Source organism: Streptomyces diastatochromogenes, from assembly GCF_002242805.1.
GTDB classification, from domain to species: Bacteria; Actinomycetota; Actinomycetes; order Streptomycetales; family Streptomycetaceae; genus Streptomyces; species Streptomyces diastatochromogenes.
In genome coordinates, this window is record NZ_MCGQ01000102.1 from 1 (window position 1) to 16,291 (window position 16,291).

General features: G+C 69.6%; 13 protein-coding genes and 2 pseudogenes. 8 read left to right on the plus strand and 7 right to left on the minus strand.

The features are described from left to right. Positions 1-311: 311 nt before the first annotated feature. Both BEK98_RS45940 and BEK98_RS45945 read right to left on the minus strand, forming a co-directional pair. Positions 312-1,793: a sialidase family protein gene (locus BEK98_RS45940; protein ID WP_094222763.1), complete on the minus strand. Its 1,482-nt coding sequence runs from the start codon at positions 1,791-1,793 to the stop codon at positions 312-314. A 796-nt stretch (positions 1,794-2,589) separates the two neighbouring features. Next, positions 2,590-4,785 carry an MMPL family transporter gene (locus tag BEK98_RS45945; RefSeq protein ID WP_094222764.1) on the minus strand — a complete coding sequence of 732 codons (2,196 nt, stop codon included), beginning with the start codon at positions 4,783-4,785 and terminating at the stop codon, positions 2,590-2,592. On the opposite strand from BEK98_RS45945, the gene BEK98_RS45950 reads away from it, so the two are divergent. Next, positions 4,784-5,359, plus strand: a complete 576-nt coding sequence (locus BEK98_RS45950) for a hypothetical protein (protein WP_143684268.1) — start codon at positions 4,784-4,786, stop codon at positions 5,357-5,359. The genes BEK98_RS45945 and BEK98_RS45950 overlap by 2 nt on opposite strands. A 31-nt stretch (positions 5,360-5,390) precedes the next feature. On the opposite strand, the gene BEK98_RS45955 is transcribed toward BEK98_RS45950, so the two are convergent. After that, the gene (locus BEK98_RS45955; RefSeq protein ID WP_094222773.1) at positions 5,391-6,608 is read right to left on the minus strand and encodes a beta-ketoacyl-[acyl-carrier-protein] synthase family protein; all 1,218 of its coding nucleotides are present in this window, start codon (positions 6,606-6,608) and stop codon (positions 5,391-5,393) included. Positions 6,609-6,643: 35 nt separating this feature from the next. Then, complete coding sequence (locus BEK98_RS45960; RefSeq protein WP_094222766.1) at positions 6,644-6,895, minus strand: acyl carrier protein; 252 nt, start codon at positions 6,893-6,895, stop codon at positions 6,644-6,646. 72 nt (positions 6,896-6,967) lie between these two features. Here BEK98_RS45960 and BEK98_RS45965 point away from each other — a divergent pair, with 72 nt between their 5' ends. From BEK98_RS45965 to BEK98_RS45990, 6 genes are all read left to right on the plus strand, one after another. Then, positions 6,968-8,266, plus strand: coding sequence for a hypothetical protein (locus BEK98_RS45965; RefSeq protein WP_143684269.1), 1,299 nt, complete (start codon positions 6,968-6,970; stop codon positions 8,264-8,266). Continuing rightward, positions 8,250-9,176, plus strand: a complete 927-nt coding sequence (locus BEK98_RS45970; RefSeq protein ID WP_094222768.1) for an acyl-ACP desaturase — start codon at positions 8,250-8,252, stop codon at positions 9,174-9,176. Before BEK98_RS45965 ends, BEK98_RS45970 begins: the two co-directional genes overlap by 17 nt. 389 nt (positions 9,177-9,565) lie before the next feature. Continuing rightward, on the plus strand, positions 9,566-10,666 hold the full coding sequence (locus tag BEK98_RS45975; protein ID WP_244202292.1) for a serine hydrolase domain-containing protein: 1,101 nt from the start codon (positions 9,566-9,568) through the stop codon (positions 10,664-10,666). 354 nt (positions 10,667-11,020) lie between these two features. Further along, the gene (locus BEK98_RS45980; protein WP_094222775.1) at positions 11,021-11,593 is read left to right on the plus strand and encodes a GNAT family N-acetyltransferase; all 573 of its coding nucleotides are present in this window, start codon (positions 11,021-11,023) and stop codon (positions 11,591-11,593) included. 530 nt (positions 11,594-12,123) lie between these two features. Further along, positions 12,124-12,837: a hypothetical protein gene (locus BEK98_RS45985; RefSeq protein ID WP_143684270.1), complete on the plus strand. Its 714-nt coding sequence runs from the start codon at positions 12,124-12,126 to the stop codon at positions 12,835-12,837. Positions 12,838-12,966: 129 nt separating this feature from the next. After that, complete coding sequence (locus BEK98_RS45990) at positions 12,967-13,512, plus strand: hypothetical protein (RefSeq protein WP_094222770.1); 546 nt, start codon at positions 12,967-12,969, stop codon at positions 13,510-13,512. Between the two features lie 53 nt (positions 13,513-13,565). Here the strand turns inward: BEK98_RS45990 and BEK98_RS51520 are convergent. Further along, positions 13,566-14,047, minus strand: a pseudogene (locus BEK98_RS51520) (transposase); the annotation flags it as partial. A gap of 200 nt (positions 14,048-14,247) precedes the next feature. Here BEK98_RS51520 and BEK98_RS51525 point away from each other — a divergent pair. Further along, positions 14,248-14,373 (plus strand): annotated as a pseudogene (locus BEK98_RS51525) (IS701 family transposase); the annotation flags it as partial. Positions 14,374-14,414: 41 nt separating this feature from the next. On the opposite strand, the gene BEK98_RS46010 reads toward BEK98_RS51525, so the two are convergent. Both BEK98_RS46010 and BEK98_RS46015 read right to left on the minus strand, forming a co-directional pair. Then, positions 14,415-14,831, minus strand: coding sequence for a hypothetical protein (locus BEK98_RS46010; RefSeq protein ID WP_094222772.1), 417 nt, complete (start codon positions 14,829-14,831; stop codon positions 14,415-14,417). A gap of 287 nt (positions 14,832-15,118) precedes the next feature. Continuing rightward, on the minus strand, positions 15,119-15,541 hold the full coding sequence (locus BEK98_RS46015; protein ID WP_244202293.1) for an ATP-binding protein: 423 nt from the start codon (positions 15,539-15,541) through the stop codon (positions 15,119-15,121). Between the last annotated feature and the right edge of the window lie 750 nt (positions 15,542-16,291).

Here is a 16,291-nt window from a genome sequence, read left to right on the forward strand (position 1 = left end):
CCACCGACGTCGACCGGGTCGCGCAACCTCTGAACCGATCCGATTACCCCGCACTGCGGCCTCCATACCGTCTGAGCAATCAGCATCAAACAGACTCCGGCAAAGTCGAACAGTAGAGGGGCACAAGGCGCAACACAATGGGGCGGGAAAACACGGTCGAGGTGGCAGGGGCGACTTGGAAGTCGTACGGCGCGGCGGGCCTCTGACCACTCGTCAGCGGCGCACCACCAGCTAGCAGCAGCGGAGTACGCCGGGTGCGCGATGCCCCGGATGACACCCGCTCCACGCTCGCCTCACCGGCTCCAGCACCGTCAGCGCGTACGCAGGCTACCGCTGTACACGTCCGTGCGGTTCTGCGGAGCCCCGGAGTTGGCCTCCGTCAGCACTGCCCGTACCCCGTCGCCGGCGGCGGCCAGACCCTGGTAGTCGCCGAGGAAATAGCCCCCGGCATTGGGCGCCTGCAGCCAGTCGAAGATCCGGGAGATGCGTCGCTCGGAGCGGAAGCGCGGGTCACCGTGCGGAAGAGTGGCCAGCTGGTAGGCGGTGGGTAGTGTGGTTGTGTTGCCGGGCTTGAGGAAGCGCAGGTCGTAGTAGGTGAGCGCGACCGTGCCCCGCTTGTCGACGGCGATCGACGGTGAGAAGGCCGGCACACCCTTGGGACTGATGAGCGCCGGAGTCCGGCTCCAGGTGCGCCCGCCGTCGGTGGAGCGCACCAATTGGACGGAATTGTAGGCGCCGCCGGAGAAGTCCGAGCCCTCGTAGGCCATGTACAGCGCGCCGGTCCTCGGGTCGATGGCTGGGCTGGGCAGGGTGGCTGCCGCGCGGAGTGTCTTGGCGGGGTCGTTCGGATCGACCTCCGGCACATTGGTGTCCCGGGCCACGGTGGTTGGAGCGCTCCAGGTCTTTCCGCCGTCGGTCGAGGTCACCACGGCGTAGTGGGCCTCGGTGACGGTGCTCAGGTCGTCGGAGGAGGTGATCCAGTCGAAGAAGTCGTACAGGGTGCCGGTGCGCGGGTCGACGACGATCACATGCCCGATCGTCTGCGTGTTGGGCACGGTGCTGGTGTCGACGAACCGGCGTGCCTCGCTCCAGGTACGGCCCCCGTCCCGGGTGAGAGAGATGTAGCCCGGACCGTCGATCGAACTCGGGCTCGGAGGGGCGCTGTCGAGGCGGTCCCAGACCTGGTAGGCCGTGCCCCTGCGGATCGGGTCGGCGGTGATCGAGGGCTTGTCGTTGAAGAACGGCTCCTCGTCGACGTGCGTGGTGGTGAGGTTCTCCCAGGTGCGGCCGCCGTCATGGGACGTGACGGTCAGGAGGGCGCTCCGGGTGCTCTTCGTGAAGTCGACGCCCTCCCCACTGGCATAGACGGTGCCGTCCGGCCCGGTGCTCACCCAGGGGTCGGAGGCCCGCTCGTAGTCCGCGCCGCCCGGGGCGCACGCGCTGAAGGGGAGCGTGCTCTCGTGGAAGGTGCGGCCGTCCTTGGTCCAGGCGGCCGCCAGTCCGCGCGCGGCGCCGTCGGACCAGCGGTCCTGCTGGAACACGGTGACCACGCGCTTCGGATGACGAGGATCGACGGAGAGGTACGGCTCGACCTCGGTGCCGGGGTAGACGACGCTGTCGGGGCCCCTCGCGCCGATGGTGCAGTTGGCGTAGGGGTCACCGAAGGTCACCCTGTCCAGCGGTCCACCGCCGCGAGCGTGGTCGGCCGCGGCAGGAGTCGCGCCGGTGACCGCGGTGAGCAGGAGCGCGGCGGTGGCGGCAGCGGCAGTGGTGATGGGCAGGCGTACGGGCATGCAGGATCTCCTCTGGGCCTCGGCCGCCGAGTGACGGCACCGCAGGCATCGGGGCTGCGTGGGCGCAGAGTCATGCCGGAACGCCCGGAAGGACGACTCCGCTCGATCTCTTTCGGCGTCATGATCGGAGGTCTTGATGGGCCGGACGGCGGAGTTCTGCGTGTGGCGCCGTCGTCGGCTTCAGCTACAGCGCCGCACATGTCGGGCCGGCGTCCGTTCAGGACACGATGGTCCGTTCTTCCAGTTGGGTCAGCCTTACGGCGCACAGGCCACCGCGCTCGGCCTTCACGTGCGTGACCTTGAGCTGTGTCGACCACGGCCGGGCACCAGGAAGGGGCGATGTCCTCCAGCTGCTCGCGCCGCTCCCGGGACAGTGTCCCGGCCGTCGACTCCACCGACGCGCCCTCGGCACGCTGCTGCTAGGTCTCCAGTGCCCTGCGGGCGTCGGCCCGCGCGTGGCTTCAACCAGACGCCGACCTTGTGGCCCTGGAACGTGGTGTCCAGCGGCGCCGGGAGTTGTCCGTTCTCCTCTGTCCACCTGCGCGCGGCTTCCAAGCCCTCCTCGAAGGCGACGTCGTGGTGCGACCAGACCATGCCCAACTGCTTGAGCTGTTCGGCGCGTTCGGCGTCCGGACGGCCGCGGGCGTAGGCCCTGCTCGTGTCGGCGATCCACCGCCCGAGCGGGAAGGCGGCGGGCGGGGTTGGCCACTCCTCTCGCAGTCCTCGCTCTCCTCCTCGCTCGCGCCCGCGACGGCGTGTTCCTCGTCTTCGGGCACGCGGTAGGTGAACGGGACCTTCAGGTCGCCGTGGAGCCGGGAGCGGATGACGCCGGTGTCCACGCCGCGTCGCCAGTGCTCGTGTGCGGGGTGGAGGACGCGGAGGCTGATGAACGCCGCGTCTTCGGGAGGCGGGGAAGCCACCAGTTCCACCGGCCGAGAATCCGCATCAGTGCGGGCACGAGAACGAGGCGGACCAGAGTCGCGTCGATGGCTACGGCGACGGCGATCGTGAAGCCGGTCTGACGGAGTTCTGCTTGGTTCGCGGTGAGCAGGCTGGCGAAGGAGGCGACCATGACAGTGGCGGCGAGGGTGATCGGGCGGGCGGTGTCCTGGAGGCCGGCGGCGACGGAGCGCGCGTGGTTGCCGGTGGTCAGGTAGTACTCGCGGATGCGGCGTACGAGGAATACCTCGTAGTCCATGGACAGGCCGAAGAGGACGACCATGGCGATGAGGGGGACGAAGATGTTGACGGTCCCCGCGTCCGAGTGCGCGTCGGTGGAGGGTCCTGTCACGAGGACGAGCAGGCCGAAGGTTGCTGCGGTCACCAGCACGTTGGCCAGGATCGCTTTGAGGGGGAGCAGCAGGCTTCGAAAAGCGTAGAGGAGGAAGAGGAAGGAGCCGGACAGCAGCAGGAGACCGGTGAGCGGCAGTCTGCCGGTCAGCTCCCTGTGGAAGTCCAGGAGGATCGCGGCCGGGCCGCCGACGAGCGCGCCGGTTGGCGCGGTGTTCCGCAGGTGCTGGACGAGGGCTCTGGTGTCGGGGGAGTCGACCTTGGAGCGCGGTACGAAGGCCAGCAGTGTTGCTCCTCGGCCATTGTCCAGGGCCATGGTGGAGGCCACTCGGGGGTCTTGCCGCAGACGGACTGTCAGTGTGGTGGTGTCCGGTGACGGCCGTGTCGGTGTGCCGGGCAGCAGAACCATGATGGTGCCCGGTGCGCCCGGGGCGCGCTGCTCCAGCAGGTCGAGGCCGCGTCCGGCGGAGGTCCGGGCCAGCGAGGGGCGGTCCAGGTCGAAGCCGAGTCGCAAGTCGCTCAGAGGCGCGGCGGCCAGCAGCAGAAGGCTCACGCCGGCCACCAGATATCGGGCCGGGCGGCGCATCAGGTGATGTGCCCGGCGCGCCCAGGGGCCGTTCGGCGCTCCTGCCGTCCGCGTTCCGGCGATGCGTTGAGCCAAGGTCGTCAGGAGTGCGGGCAGGAGGGTCAGCGTGGCCGCGAGGCAGGCGGCGGTGACGAGGAGGCCGGCGAGGACGCAGTCCCGGATCAGCGTGGCGTTGACGAACAGGAGGGTGCTGGTGCAGCCCATCACGGCTGCTGCCGAGTAGGCCACGGTGCGTCCGGCCGTGGCGACGGCCGTCACCGCCGCCTGTGCTGCGTCGGCGCCCTTGCCGCGCTCGTCGCCGAAGCGCGTCACGAGCAGCAGTGCGTAGTCGAGGCCGAGGCCGAGGCCCGTGGCGGACGCTGTGGCCATCAGGAATACGTTGATCGCCAGGGTGCCGGCGAGGGCGGCGAGGATCGCTGCCGCGACCAGGAGCGCGATGCCGGTCGTGAGGAGAATGACGGCCGTGGCCGTCGGGCGGCGAAGCCCGACAAGGAGCACGGGCAGGGCCACGGCGATGGCGAGGGCCTCGGACGTACGAAGATCCGTCAGATCGCTCTCTCGCATGTCGGAGAAGAGCGGTGAGACGCCCACGAGATGACCGGTGACCCGGCCGTCGGACGCACGGGCCGCACGTTCAACGGCGGCCCGTTGGCCGGGGAGCCGGTCCTGGCGCTCGGCAGGTGCTCCGTCCACGCCGACCAGGAGATAGCTCACGTGTTGTGGCAGGTCATCCTCTTCCTCGGGTTCGGCGGGGAAGGGGCTGACGACGGTGATGCCGGGAGCGTGGCGAAGCGCGGTGACAGCGAGGTCCACGGCGTGCGTGTACGCCGGTTGGTCAGTAGTGAACCGGTCCGAGTGGAAAACCGCGATCATCTGCTCGGAACCGAGTTCCGGGAATTCCCGCCGTACGGCTTCCGCGGCGCGCGCGGACGGCGACCCCGCGACGAAAAACGGCGGCGCTGTCATGGCATGCAGCAGATGCGGTACGGCGAATACAGAAATGACCGCGAAGAGCAGCCATGCCGCCAAAACGGCCTTTCGGTGTCGGACGATCGAGGTGCCGAGCGATTGAAATACGTCGTTCCGTGAAGCGCTGATGTCAGACTCCGTGCCCATGACTCATCTTCGATTCCTGGTCCTGTGCGCGGCGCTGGCGCTCGGTGCCGCCGCACCTGCCGCCGGTGCCTCGCCGGCCCATCCGGTTATGGGGGGTTCCACGCTTGCCTGTACGGGCCGGGTGGACCCCGCGAGGCCGCTCGTTCTGGATCCGGCGGTGCGCGCCCGCCCGCAGCGGCTGTCCCTGGAGGGAACCGTGCTGTTGGACAGGTGCCGGACGGGGGCCGGTGACCGGGTGCGCCGGCGCTCGGCCCGGGTGCGGGTCTCGGGGTCCGGGACCGTGAGCTGCACTGGCTGGAGCGGTCTGACGGGGCGGGCCCGGGTCGAGTGGTTCGCCGGGGACAACCGGACGGGACGCCGTCTGGGGACGTCGTCGGTGGTGCAGTCCGGAAGGAACAGCGGCGGCATGAGCGCGGCGCTGCCCCGGGGCAGGGTGACGTCCGGCCCGCTGACCGGGGCCCGGGTCGACAGTGGGGTGACATACGGGCTGAGTGCGCTGCGCTGTGCCTCGCAAGGTGTGCGGTCGGTGAGCGGTCCGGTGTGGGTGCGGTTCACGGGCGCCACGGTGTCGTGAGCCGTCGGGGGCAAGACGTCGTGCGAGCTGTTCACGGTGTCGTGAAAACCAGGGACGCGTTCTGCCCGCCGAATCCGCACGACGTCGTCAGGGCGGCTGTCATCGGTGTGGGACGCGGCGCCCCCGCGACGATGTCCAAAGGCGCCTCGTTCTTCTGCCGGTGGAAGTTCGCGGTGGGCGGTACGGCCTGGTGCACCAGCGAGAGGACGGTGTAGGCGGCCTCGATGGCCCCGGCCGCGCCGAGAGCGTGTCCGATGATGCTCTTTGCCGCGGTCACCGGGGGAGGTGCCCCCTCGTGGATCCGGGACAGTGCGGCGGCTTCCGCCGCGTCGTTGAGCAGTGTGCCGGTACCGTGCGCGTTGATGTGCCCGATGTCTCCGGGCGTGCAGCCCGCATCGGCCAGGGCCAGCCGGATGGACTGCTCGATCCCCGCCCCCTCGGGATGCGGTGCGAGCATGTGGTGGGCGTCGGCGGAGGCACCGTATCCGCGCAGCACGGCGAGGGGGCGCGCCCGGCGGGCCCGTGCCCGGTCCGCGCGCTCCAGGACCAGTACGGCGGCACCCTCGCCGAGCACGAACCCGTCGCGGTCGGCGTCGAACGGCCGGCAGGCCAGCTCGGGAGTGTCCCGGCGCCGCGACAGCGCGCGCATCTGCGTGAAACAGGTGGCGGACATGCGCGACCGGCCGGACTCGCTTCCCCCGGCCAGTACGACATCGCACGTGCCACCGCGGATCATGTCGCGGGCGACCCCGATCGCCGTGGTCCCCGAGGCACAGGCGCTGGCCGTGGTGAAGTTCGGCCCCTTCGCACCCAGGTCGATCGCCACTTCCCCCGCCGCCATGCTGGGCACGCTGCGGAGCAGGGCGAGCGGTGAGACGCTCCCCGCTTTGCCGTTCACCAGGCGATGGAACTCCGCCACGTACGTCTCCAGGCTGTTGCCCCCGACACCGAGGACCACACCGACCCGCTCCGACCGCCACTCACGCGGGTCGAGAGCCGCGTCCGTCACAGCGCGCCGCGCCGCCGCCAGCACCAGGTGCATGAAGCGGTCCGTGCGGCGAGCACGCGTCTCGCCGAGTTCCGACTCCGGGTCGAAGTCTCCGTCCTGGACACGGCACGAGAAGTCCACCCGGAGCCCGGACAGTTGAGGATCGCGGCATGCCAGCGAGCGTCCCCGGCACAGTGTCCGCCAGTTGTCCTCCCTGCCCACGCCCGCCGGCGTGACCAGCCCAAGACCCGTCACGACCACGGCCTCATGCCACGCCGGCCGGACATACGAGTGCGTCACGAACGCGCCCCCACAGCGGTCCTGGCCTCCAGCGCGGCGGCGATCTGTCCCAGGGTGGACGACGGTGTGAGGTCATCCTGTTCCAGCAGGCTGATGCCGAAATCTTCCTCCAGCATCGCGATCAGTTCGAGCAGCGCGAGAGAATCCAGACCGAGTTCCGTCACCGATGCGGCCGGGCGGATCGCGGAATCATCGACCGAGAATTTTTCGGACAGGTATTTTCTGATGATGTCCATCATGTCGCTCATGCTTCTCCCATTTCAGCGCGTCGGTTCTCGGGAATTGGGCCGCAGGGCACCGGATGATATAGAAAAGCCTGCATGGATGCTCATTTGAACCGGTTGTGGCGCGAGCACGAAGAGCGTTTCCCCGACAACATGGGTGACCTGGGCGGCACCGCCGTGATCGACGGAGCAGCCCCTCCTGCGCACACGGTCGCCGAGACCGTCCGGGAACTCCTGTCGCGCGCCCGGAAATGGGAGGCTGCCATCGGTGTCGAACCCACCGAGCCCGGATGCGTCCTGGACTTCGACCCGGCGCTCCAGATGCACGTTCACATGGCCCAGCCCGGCGAGGAACGCGACACCGTCATCCAGCGGCTGACGGAACTTCCCCTGCGTCAGGACGCCTCGTGGGGGATCTGGATCGCGCACGGCTATGCGCCCGACGAGCATCTGCTGCACGTGCGTGCCCGGCATTCCTTCCTGGACGGTACGGGCCTGCTCGGACTGCTGGAGATGCTCGGCTCAGCGGGTGTCCCACGCATGTCCTTCACCATGAGCGGCCTGAGTGAAGCCACCTCGTGGAGTTCCGCGGTCCGTACGCTCTTCGGCAATCTGCGGCACCACGTACTCCCGGACTACCTCTCCACATCACACCCCTCACCGCTGCCGAAGGGTGATTCCGGTCCGCGCAGGGCGTACTCGGCGGCGGTACCCGCCCGGCTGCTGGACGAGATCGGCTGGGCCCGTGACGGCACAGGCCATGATGCCTTCCTCGCAGCCACCGCCGGTGCACTGCGGACCTGGTGCGAGAAGGAACAGCGACTGCCTTCGCAGCCGGCCCCCCGGCGTCCGGCGAGCATGCACGCCTTGGTCCCCGTCAGCCTGCGCCGACGCGGCGACCACCCATGGCTGGGGTGTTACCTCACCAGCACTCGTGTGCCTCTCCCGTACGGTGACGAGGACTCCGCGCGGCGACTGGACACCATTGTCGCGGCCAACCGCAGACTCAGCAGCCCCGCATACCGCAAACTGATCCGCCGGGGCGTGGAGCTCTCTCCCCACCTGCTCATGCGCCCCCTCTTCCGGCGCTGGGTGAACGATCACAGGGCACTTCAGACGCAGTACCTCGTACGCCGTAACGGACCGCTGCGACTGGCGTGGGGCAACGCGCACGTGCTCATTCCCTTCGTGCGGTTTTTGCGAGGTGACCCGTTGGGTGTCATCTGTCTGCGCGACGACGACACGGCATGTGTCACCTTCTACGCCACCGGCAATGTGCCCCACGCACCACAGTTCCCGAAGTGGTGGGCCGACGAAGTGCACAGTCTGCACCGCCTGCTCGCTGCCCCGGCCGGACCGAGGGGGTGTTCTGCCATCCATGCCGACGCGCGCTGATGTACTCGTCGAGCTCGAAGCGAGCGTTACCAAGTACCTGGACCGGCACTTGACCGCAGCCCGGGAGTGGTTTCCCCACCAGTACGTCCCGTGGAGCCGGGGCAGAGACTTCGACGGTCCCCTGAACGGCGAGCACTGGCGGCCCGAGGACTCCCGGCTGTCACCCGCCGCGCGTGACGCCCTGCTGGTGAACCTCCTCACCGAGGACAATCTGCCCAGTTACCACCGCGAAATCGCCGTCCGCTGGGGACGCGACGGGGTATGGGGGACATGGCTCCACCGCTGGACCGCCGAGGAAAGCCGGCACGCCGAGGTCCTGAGGGCCTACTTGCACACAAGCCGGGCTGTCGACCCGGTCGAGCTGGAGCGTGCCCGGATGCGGCACGTCGGCCAGGGCTACTCCAGCGACCTTGCCAGCAACCTGCACTCTCTCGCCTACGTAATGGTCCAGGAGCTCGCGACGCGCGTCGCACACCGCAACGCCGGCAGTGTCTGTGGCGACCCCGTGGCGGAGCAGATCATGACCCGGATCGCCGCGGACGAGAACCTTCACATGATCTTCTACCGCGACCTGCTGTCCGACGCCTTCGAGTTCACGCCCGACGCGACAGTCGAGGCCCTGGCGGATGTGCTGTGCAGCTTCCGGATGCCGGGCCACGGCATTCCGGGCTTCCACGTGCGAGCGGCCCGTATCGCCGCTGCCGGGATCTACGACACGCGGATCCACCACGACCACGTCGTCATGCCTCTGCTGCGCTTCCTCAACGTCATGAACCGCACCGGTCTAGGCGCCAAGGGCGAACAGGCACGCGACCGTATCGGGGTGCACCTGGAGGATCTGCTCCACCAGGCCAGGCGACTGGACCGGCTGCGGCCACGACTGCTCCTACAGGGTGAAGGGCCCGCCTGAATGCGCAATGTATGACGAGCGGGTTGGGGCCGGCTTGTCCAGCGCCTTCTGCCCGTGCCCGGCCGGCTCTCTGGCGCCAGGCGCGGTGGCGTCCGCCGTGAACTAGCACACGGTTCGGTCGCCCCGCACGACCAGCACGGGCTGGTACGCAAAGGGTGAGTCCGCCGATGCAGGCTGACAATTCCCCGCACATCATCGCTGCCCCCCGTTCCCGAGCCGCAGCGACCAGGGAAGGAGCCATCGCCGCTCTGCGGCGAGCTGCACGGTGTCCTGGCCAGGGCCGTCCCCGGGCGCGGTGGTCGAACTGGGTTGCTGCACTGATCGTTTCGGGATGCGGGACGAAGACGCCTCAAGCAGATGATGGAGCAGGCGAGTTCGAGAAGTCCCTGGTGGGGGTGCGGGAGGAGTTCGCCGCCTTCCTCGGGGGCGAGGAGCACGCGCCGGGCGCGCAGCTGGTGGTGCACCAGGGCGGCGAGCGGGTGGTGGACCTGTGGTCGGACGGGGTGACCGGGGAGTCGCTGCTCGGTGTCTTCTCGTCCACCAAAGGCGCGGCGTATCTGGTGACCGCGCTCCTGGTCCAGGACGGCGTCCTGGATCTGGACCGCACCGTGGCCTCGTACTGGCCGGACTTCGCCGCCGAGGGCAAGGGCGGGATCACCCTGCGCGAGCTGCTCGCGCACCGGGCCGGGGTGATCGGCCTGGACGCCGGCTTCCCCCCGGAGGAGGTGGCCGATGACCGGGCGATCGCGGCCCGCCTGGCCGGGCAGCGCCCGTTCTGGCAGCCGGGGCGGTTCTTCGGCTACCACGCGTTCGTGATCGGCGCGCTGGTCGGCGAGGTGGTGTTCCGGGCCACCGGGCGCACCCTGCAGGAGTGGTACGAGGAGCGTCTCCGCGCCCCGTACGGCCTCGACCTGTGGCTGGGTCTCCCGGAGTCAGAGGAGCCGCGCTTCCTCACCACCCTGCCGATGCTGCCGACGCCGGAGCAGGCGGCTGAGATCGAGGCCGCCGCGTCCAGCCCGTACAGCCTGGGCGGCATCGCCTTCAATGCGCATGCGCCGGACAACGGCGAGCTGTACGACTTCCCGAGCTCCCGCGCCGTGCGCGCCGGCGGCCAGGCGTCGGCGGGCGGCATCGGCTCCGCGCGCGGCCTGGCCGACATGTACGCGGCGGCCGCGTTCGGCCTGGACGGCCGGAGCCCCCTCCTGAAGCCGGACACGGCCGCCGAGTTCGCCCGAATACACTCCGAGGGCAAGGACCTGGTGAGCGGCCAGCCGCAGGCGTTCGGCCTGGGCTTCCACACCTACGGCCCCCACTTCCGCTCCGTCGGCGCCGGCGCCTTCGGCCACAGCGGCGCCGCGGGCTTCCTCGCCCTCGCCGATCCCCGGCAGGGCTACTCCTACGCCTACACGCGCCGCCGGTACGCCTTCCCGGGCGGCGCGGCCCCGGAGAACGCGCGCCTGCTGTGGTCGGTGGTCCGGGCACGCGGGTGACGAAAGTGGGGCGCGGCCCGGGGAGATCCGGACCGCGCCCGCCGTTCGGGCGTGTCTGTGCTGCCCGCTGTACCGTCAGCACCCGCTGGAGCAGCACGAGGACCAGGGGCAGGACGCCGCACTGTGCGAGAAGGGACTTGAAGTCCTCTGAGAGGTCGTTAAGTCCGTTTCTGTTAGTGGCCTTACCCGGGTTGGGCGAGCAGTCGTGCCGTTCGCGGACCCTGAATGCCTGGTAGGGGTGCTGGTTGAAGGCGTCCACGATCTGCTGGTAGGCGGTGCCTTGGGTCGTGAGTGCCGGACCCGGATCGGAAATTCGGTGCTCTGCCCGCTCCGTGAGGACGCAAGATGGTGCGCATGACTTTGGCCACCCCCATACTGCACACCGCTCGCCTGCGACTGCGCCCCTTCACCGACGCCGACACGGACCTCCTCTTCGCGCTGCACAGCAGCACCTACGTGATGCGCTACTGGGACTCCCCACCGTGGACCGATCGGGCCCGCGCCGAGCGCTTCATCGCACAGTGCCAGAAGATGGCGGACGAAGGCACCGGGGCGCGCGTGGCCATCGACCGTGCTTCCGACGGGGCCTTCGTCGGCTGGTGCGTGCTGACCGGATGGAACCCGGACTACCGCAGCGCGTCGTTGGGCTACTGCCTCGACGAGGCGATGTGGGGCCACGGCTACGCGACGGAGGCGGCGCACGCCTTGCTGCAGTGGGCGTTCGACACACTGGACCTGAATCGAGTCCAGGCCGAGACCGACACGCGCAACGTGGCATCCGCCCGGGTACTGGAGAAGATCGGATTCGTGCGTGAAGGGACGTTGCGGGAAGACTGCGTCGTGAACGGCGAGGTATCCGACTCGTGGGTGTTCGGTTTGATCAGGCGAGAATGGCGACCGTCTACCGTGCCGGTCCCAGCCCGCTAAGTCCGCTTCTGGCAACGGCCTCGACCCGGTTGGGTGAGGAAGCCTTGACGGGTGAGGCGTCCGAGGCGGCTGCGGGTGATGTTGACGGACGCTTCGTCGGTGGGCATGCCGAGGAGCTCGTGCAGTTCACGGGCTCGGAATGCCTGGTCGGGGGTCTGGTTGAAGGCGCTCACGATGGCCTGGTAGGCGGTGGGTGACTCGGGCGGATCGGGTTACGTGTCGACCGGAGCGAGTTCGGATCCGCGAGAACCCCGCGGAAGACCCGGTTCAGTTCATCGCCGGCGGATGGCTCTAGTCTTCGCCGCAGGTGCAGTCACCATGCTGATGTCCGAGGAGGCGGTGCCCTTTACCGCGGGCGTCTGCGCGTGCCGGACCGGGCGGTGCCAGGCGCAGTACTGACAACCCTGGTTGGTGATGCGCGTGTTGGTGCGACGTCACCCGGCCACGAAACGCGAACGGATCGCGTCGTGTCGTGCGGGGAGAGCTGGGGTACGGGCTTTGGTGTCGGCCGTCGTGGGGGAGGCAGTGGGGTGGGGATGGCGAGCCGGGCCAATCGGGAGCGCAGCAGGGACAAGGCCGGGCAGTGGACGGCGGCCGGCGCGGCGCGGGATGCGCACCGCATGCGGGAGCAGGCACAGCCGTGTCCGGTCGGCAATCCGTGGGTGCAGACGACGCTCGCCTCCAACATGAACAACGCCCTCACCGCACTGCGAAGCGCGCTGCTCCACAGCGATCTCGCGGATTCGACCGACCGGCCCGAGGGCCTGGAGTGGGATGCGGCGCTGTCGATGACGCCGGGCAAGCAGGGCTACCGGCCGCCGTGGCCGCGGGCGCCCCGGGAGGCCACCGCGATGCAGATACGGCAGATCGGGAAACTGCTGCGTCAGGCGAAGGTCCTGATCATCTCCCCGGCCGCGCACGCCGCGGTCATGGCCGCGGCCGCCACCCTCGAGCCGGCCGACATCAGCACGCTGGACCGCGACCGGGACATCGTCGTGCCCACCGGGCTGCTCGTACTGCCCGAGTCCACTGTGGTCGTGATTCGCACCGGCTCCCTGTCGGATACCAAGGCCCTCGGCCGGCAGTTCATGACCCAGCACCAGATCCTGCCCACCGCCCAGTACCCCGGCGTGCGGGTGACGGCGTTCATGGACCGCGACGGGCCCGTCCAACCAAGCGGATGGCGACAAATGTTCGCCTTCTGGCGGCTCCGGCAGTGGAGACGAAGCGGGTGTACAAGGTGAGGCAGCGGTACCCCAGCCGGGCTTACCTCGTGGACGCCTGATGGGCACCAGTAGCTAGGTCAAACCCAGCGCGGAACACCGTGCGCGAGGCGACCGCCCGTAGCCACAGCCGCTTTCCGGAGGAGATGCATGGCGCTGCTGGATCAACTTCCCGCACTGATAGGGGTCGTGGTCGGCTCGGTGGCGTCGTACGCCGCCCAGGCCCTGACCGAGCGCCGTAAGTGGAAGAGGGAGCGAGAGGTCCGCTGGGACGACAAGCGCTTTGAGACGTACGGCCGCTACGCCAACGTCCTCAAGGCTCAGCTCCGCATTGCCCAACGCATCGGCGCAGCCCTGGGGTTCGCGGACGTGGCCGACCTTCTGGAACCCGCGGAGGGGTTGCCGCTGTTGGCCGAGGCGGAATCACAGCGTGCGACCCAGTGGGAATCGGTGCTGTTGGTCGGGGACGCCGGGACCATCGCGGCGGCACGCCGCTGGCACGAGACGATCTGGACCATAGAGCTGCTGGTGCGAGAAGGCACGATCGACCCGGTGAAGTGGACCAAGGGCCATCAGATGGCGAGCGCAGCGCGCGATGACTTCTACGAAAGCGCACGCCGTGACCTCGGCATCGCCGGCGCACTGCCACCGTCCGGGCAGTGGCCACGCCCTTGGCAGGCCGAGCTCTCAGGGTGAGGCCAGCCGCGCATGACCGACATCTGCGGCAGCTGGTAGACAGTGAGCCGTAATCGGGCGGCGATCAGCGCCGCCATGGAGACACCTTTGGCGCCTGCGGCGGTGACCCGCACCACCGGGGCGCGGCCCTTGGGCGGCCTCAGGCCCTGGCCGGCTTCGTCCTCGAAGCAGAGCCAGGCGCCCAAGTCCGCCGCCCTCTCTTTATGACGGACCACAGCTCGTCCCTCCAGGCGGCCATCTTCGCCTCGGCCCTACTCGACGCCGAGGTGACGGCGCACGACTTCAGAGATCCGGGCCGGCGTCCAGCACTGGTCACTCCAGCCGGCGGCGGCTGGGTCGGCGCCGAACACGGACTCCAGGAAACGCAGTTGTCCCGCATCGAGCCCAGCGAGCGTCGCCGGGGCCCTTGGAGGCCAGCGCCTGCCAACCGCCCGAAGCCAACGCCCGCCGCCAGCAGTTCACAGACATCCGGGTCACCCGGAACCGCCGGGGCACTGGCGCCGACCTCGATCAGATAGGCGGCCGCCAAGCGCATCCGCTCACGCCGAGCCCGTTCCTCCGCGGTCAGCCCGTGCGGCCCAGCTGCCGTGTCCCCAGTGCCCGGGCGGGGCTTGCGATGCCGAGCGCTGAGAGGCGATCCCCGAGTGCGTGAACCGCCGTAACGGCTCCCCCCGCGAGTGGGACACCCACGCAGGAACGCTTGAGCCGGCCATTTCCCGTCTGTTGGAGGGAGGGTCGGACCTGTCGCGAAAGAACGGCCGGACCATTGCCGAGTGGGCGAGGGAGGCCACGCCGGACGGCATGCAGCAGCTGCTTGGCCGGGCCAAGTGGGATGCCGACACCGTGCTCGACGACGTGCGCAGCACGCGTTGGAACATTCTTCCTGCCGGGTCGGGGTCGGTTCAGATTCCGGGGCGCCCGTCGGCCGTCCAGGCGGCGTACTCCTGGCGGACGTAGAGGCGGCGGCTGGGGGCGAGCGTGATCGAGTCGGGGTGGTACGGGCCGGCCGCCAGGTCGGGATGGCGGCGATCGTGGAGGACGAGTTGTTCGGCGGTTTCTGCGGCAGCTGCGACCGGGCCGGCGCCGGGGTGGTCCAGGGCCATCCGGTCCATGAGGGCGGCCCGGCGTAGCAGCCAGGCGCGCTCGGCGGCGGTCGCATCGATGGGGGGCCGTGTGAGGGGCCTGGCCTGGCGGCCGTTGCGTTCGGCTCCGAGGGCGAGCACTTGGTGCATCTCGCGGCGCAGATCCGGCGCATTCGTATATGCCTCGTGCGGGGGCGGGGCGTCGATGTCCTTGCCGCTGTCTGGGGTGACGTCCACGCTCAGACCTCCGCCGGTACGCAGGGGCCGGCTTCCGCAGCGTTGACACAGCACCGAGTCGTGGTGGGGGCCGCCGTGAGCGAGGGCCGATGGGTGTGCCGCGGACCGCATGGGCACCTGGGCCGGGCCCGGGCAGCCGTCGATGGGGCACGGCTTGTGGGTCGCGAAGGCCCACTCGGCTGGGGCGTCCGGTGACCCGGCGCCGCTGCCGCCCCCGGTGACCCGTCGCTGCGTTCCAGTGCCGGCCCCGGCAGGGGGGCGCAGCTCGTGCGGAGCGTCGGGCCCGGTCATGGCGAGCAACTCAGGCAGGCGCGGACTTCGCGGCCGCTGCCTGTCTGGCGGATCTCGGTCGACTGGGCGAGGCACTGGACGATGCCGGTGCCACGGCCGTGTTCGTCGGGGGCGATGTCGGGGCGATGGCGCTCCACGGCCGCGCCGGAGTCAGTGACCACAATGTGCAGAGTTTCGTGGTCGAAGGCGAGCAGCAGGGTCATGTGCTCATGGCCGTACTGGGCAGCGTTGGCGACGAGTTCGTCGACGATGAGAACGGCGGAGTCCCGCTCGCCCGCGGGCACACTCCAGGTCTCCAGCAAATCGGCCGCGAAGTGACGAGCGGCGGAGACGTGCGCCTCCTGCGCCGGCAGGGTGAGCAGTGCCTGGCGGCGGCAGGGCCGGCCGAGCAGTGAAGTCGGGCTGGCTGAATCGGTCACAAACATGGTCTTCTGGCTCTTCCGTGGATGTCCGGAGACCGGAACGGGGTGACCGCAAACAATTTCGGGGGCGGCCGGTAAGCCGGATCCTGCATGGGCGCGGTCATTCAGTTCCACGGACGACGCATGTCGGACGGTTCGAGTTATTCGCCCCTTTTGTTCGGATTCTTGTTAGTTATCTCAATGTCGGCGACTGTCTGGACGTCCCTGCCCGCATCTCGGCTGGGTCGCGGTCCCCGGTGTGCAGACGTCCTGGATCCTCTTCTCCGGGCTGTACAGACTTCGGAGGAAGAGAAGAGTTGCGCACGCCCCGTCGGCCCACTCACGCATGAAGTCAGCCGCGGACTGGGTCGGTTCGCCGGAGCCGGAAGGGCGAGAGCGACCAGGGCCGGATACCGTCGGCGCGTCGCGGGAGGGACCAGCACGCCGGCTTTTGCCTCCTCCGGCGGAGGCTGAGGTGTATGCCGCCGGCCCCCGCACAGCCGTGCCCGCCCGTGTACGCGGCCGGCACCCAAGGGGCCAGGCGCCGGGGAGGGGGCTGCCGCTGCGGAAGTTGCGTGACGGAAGCGGGCCAGAGCCCCACGACGGAGCTGCAGAACTGCCCGATACCGACACTGCCCGGGTCCCCCTCTCCGCTGACGGCCCGGCCTTTCGAAGGCGACGTCTTCGTGGTCTCTTGTGCCACCAGGCGCTCACTCCCGACCGCTGCGGTCATGTCACTGGACGGCCGGGCCGTCCAGTGACATGACC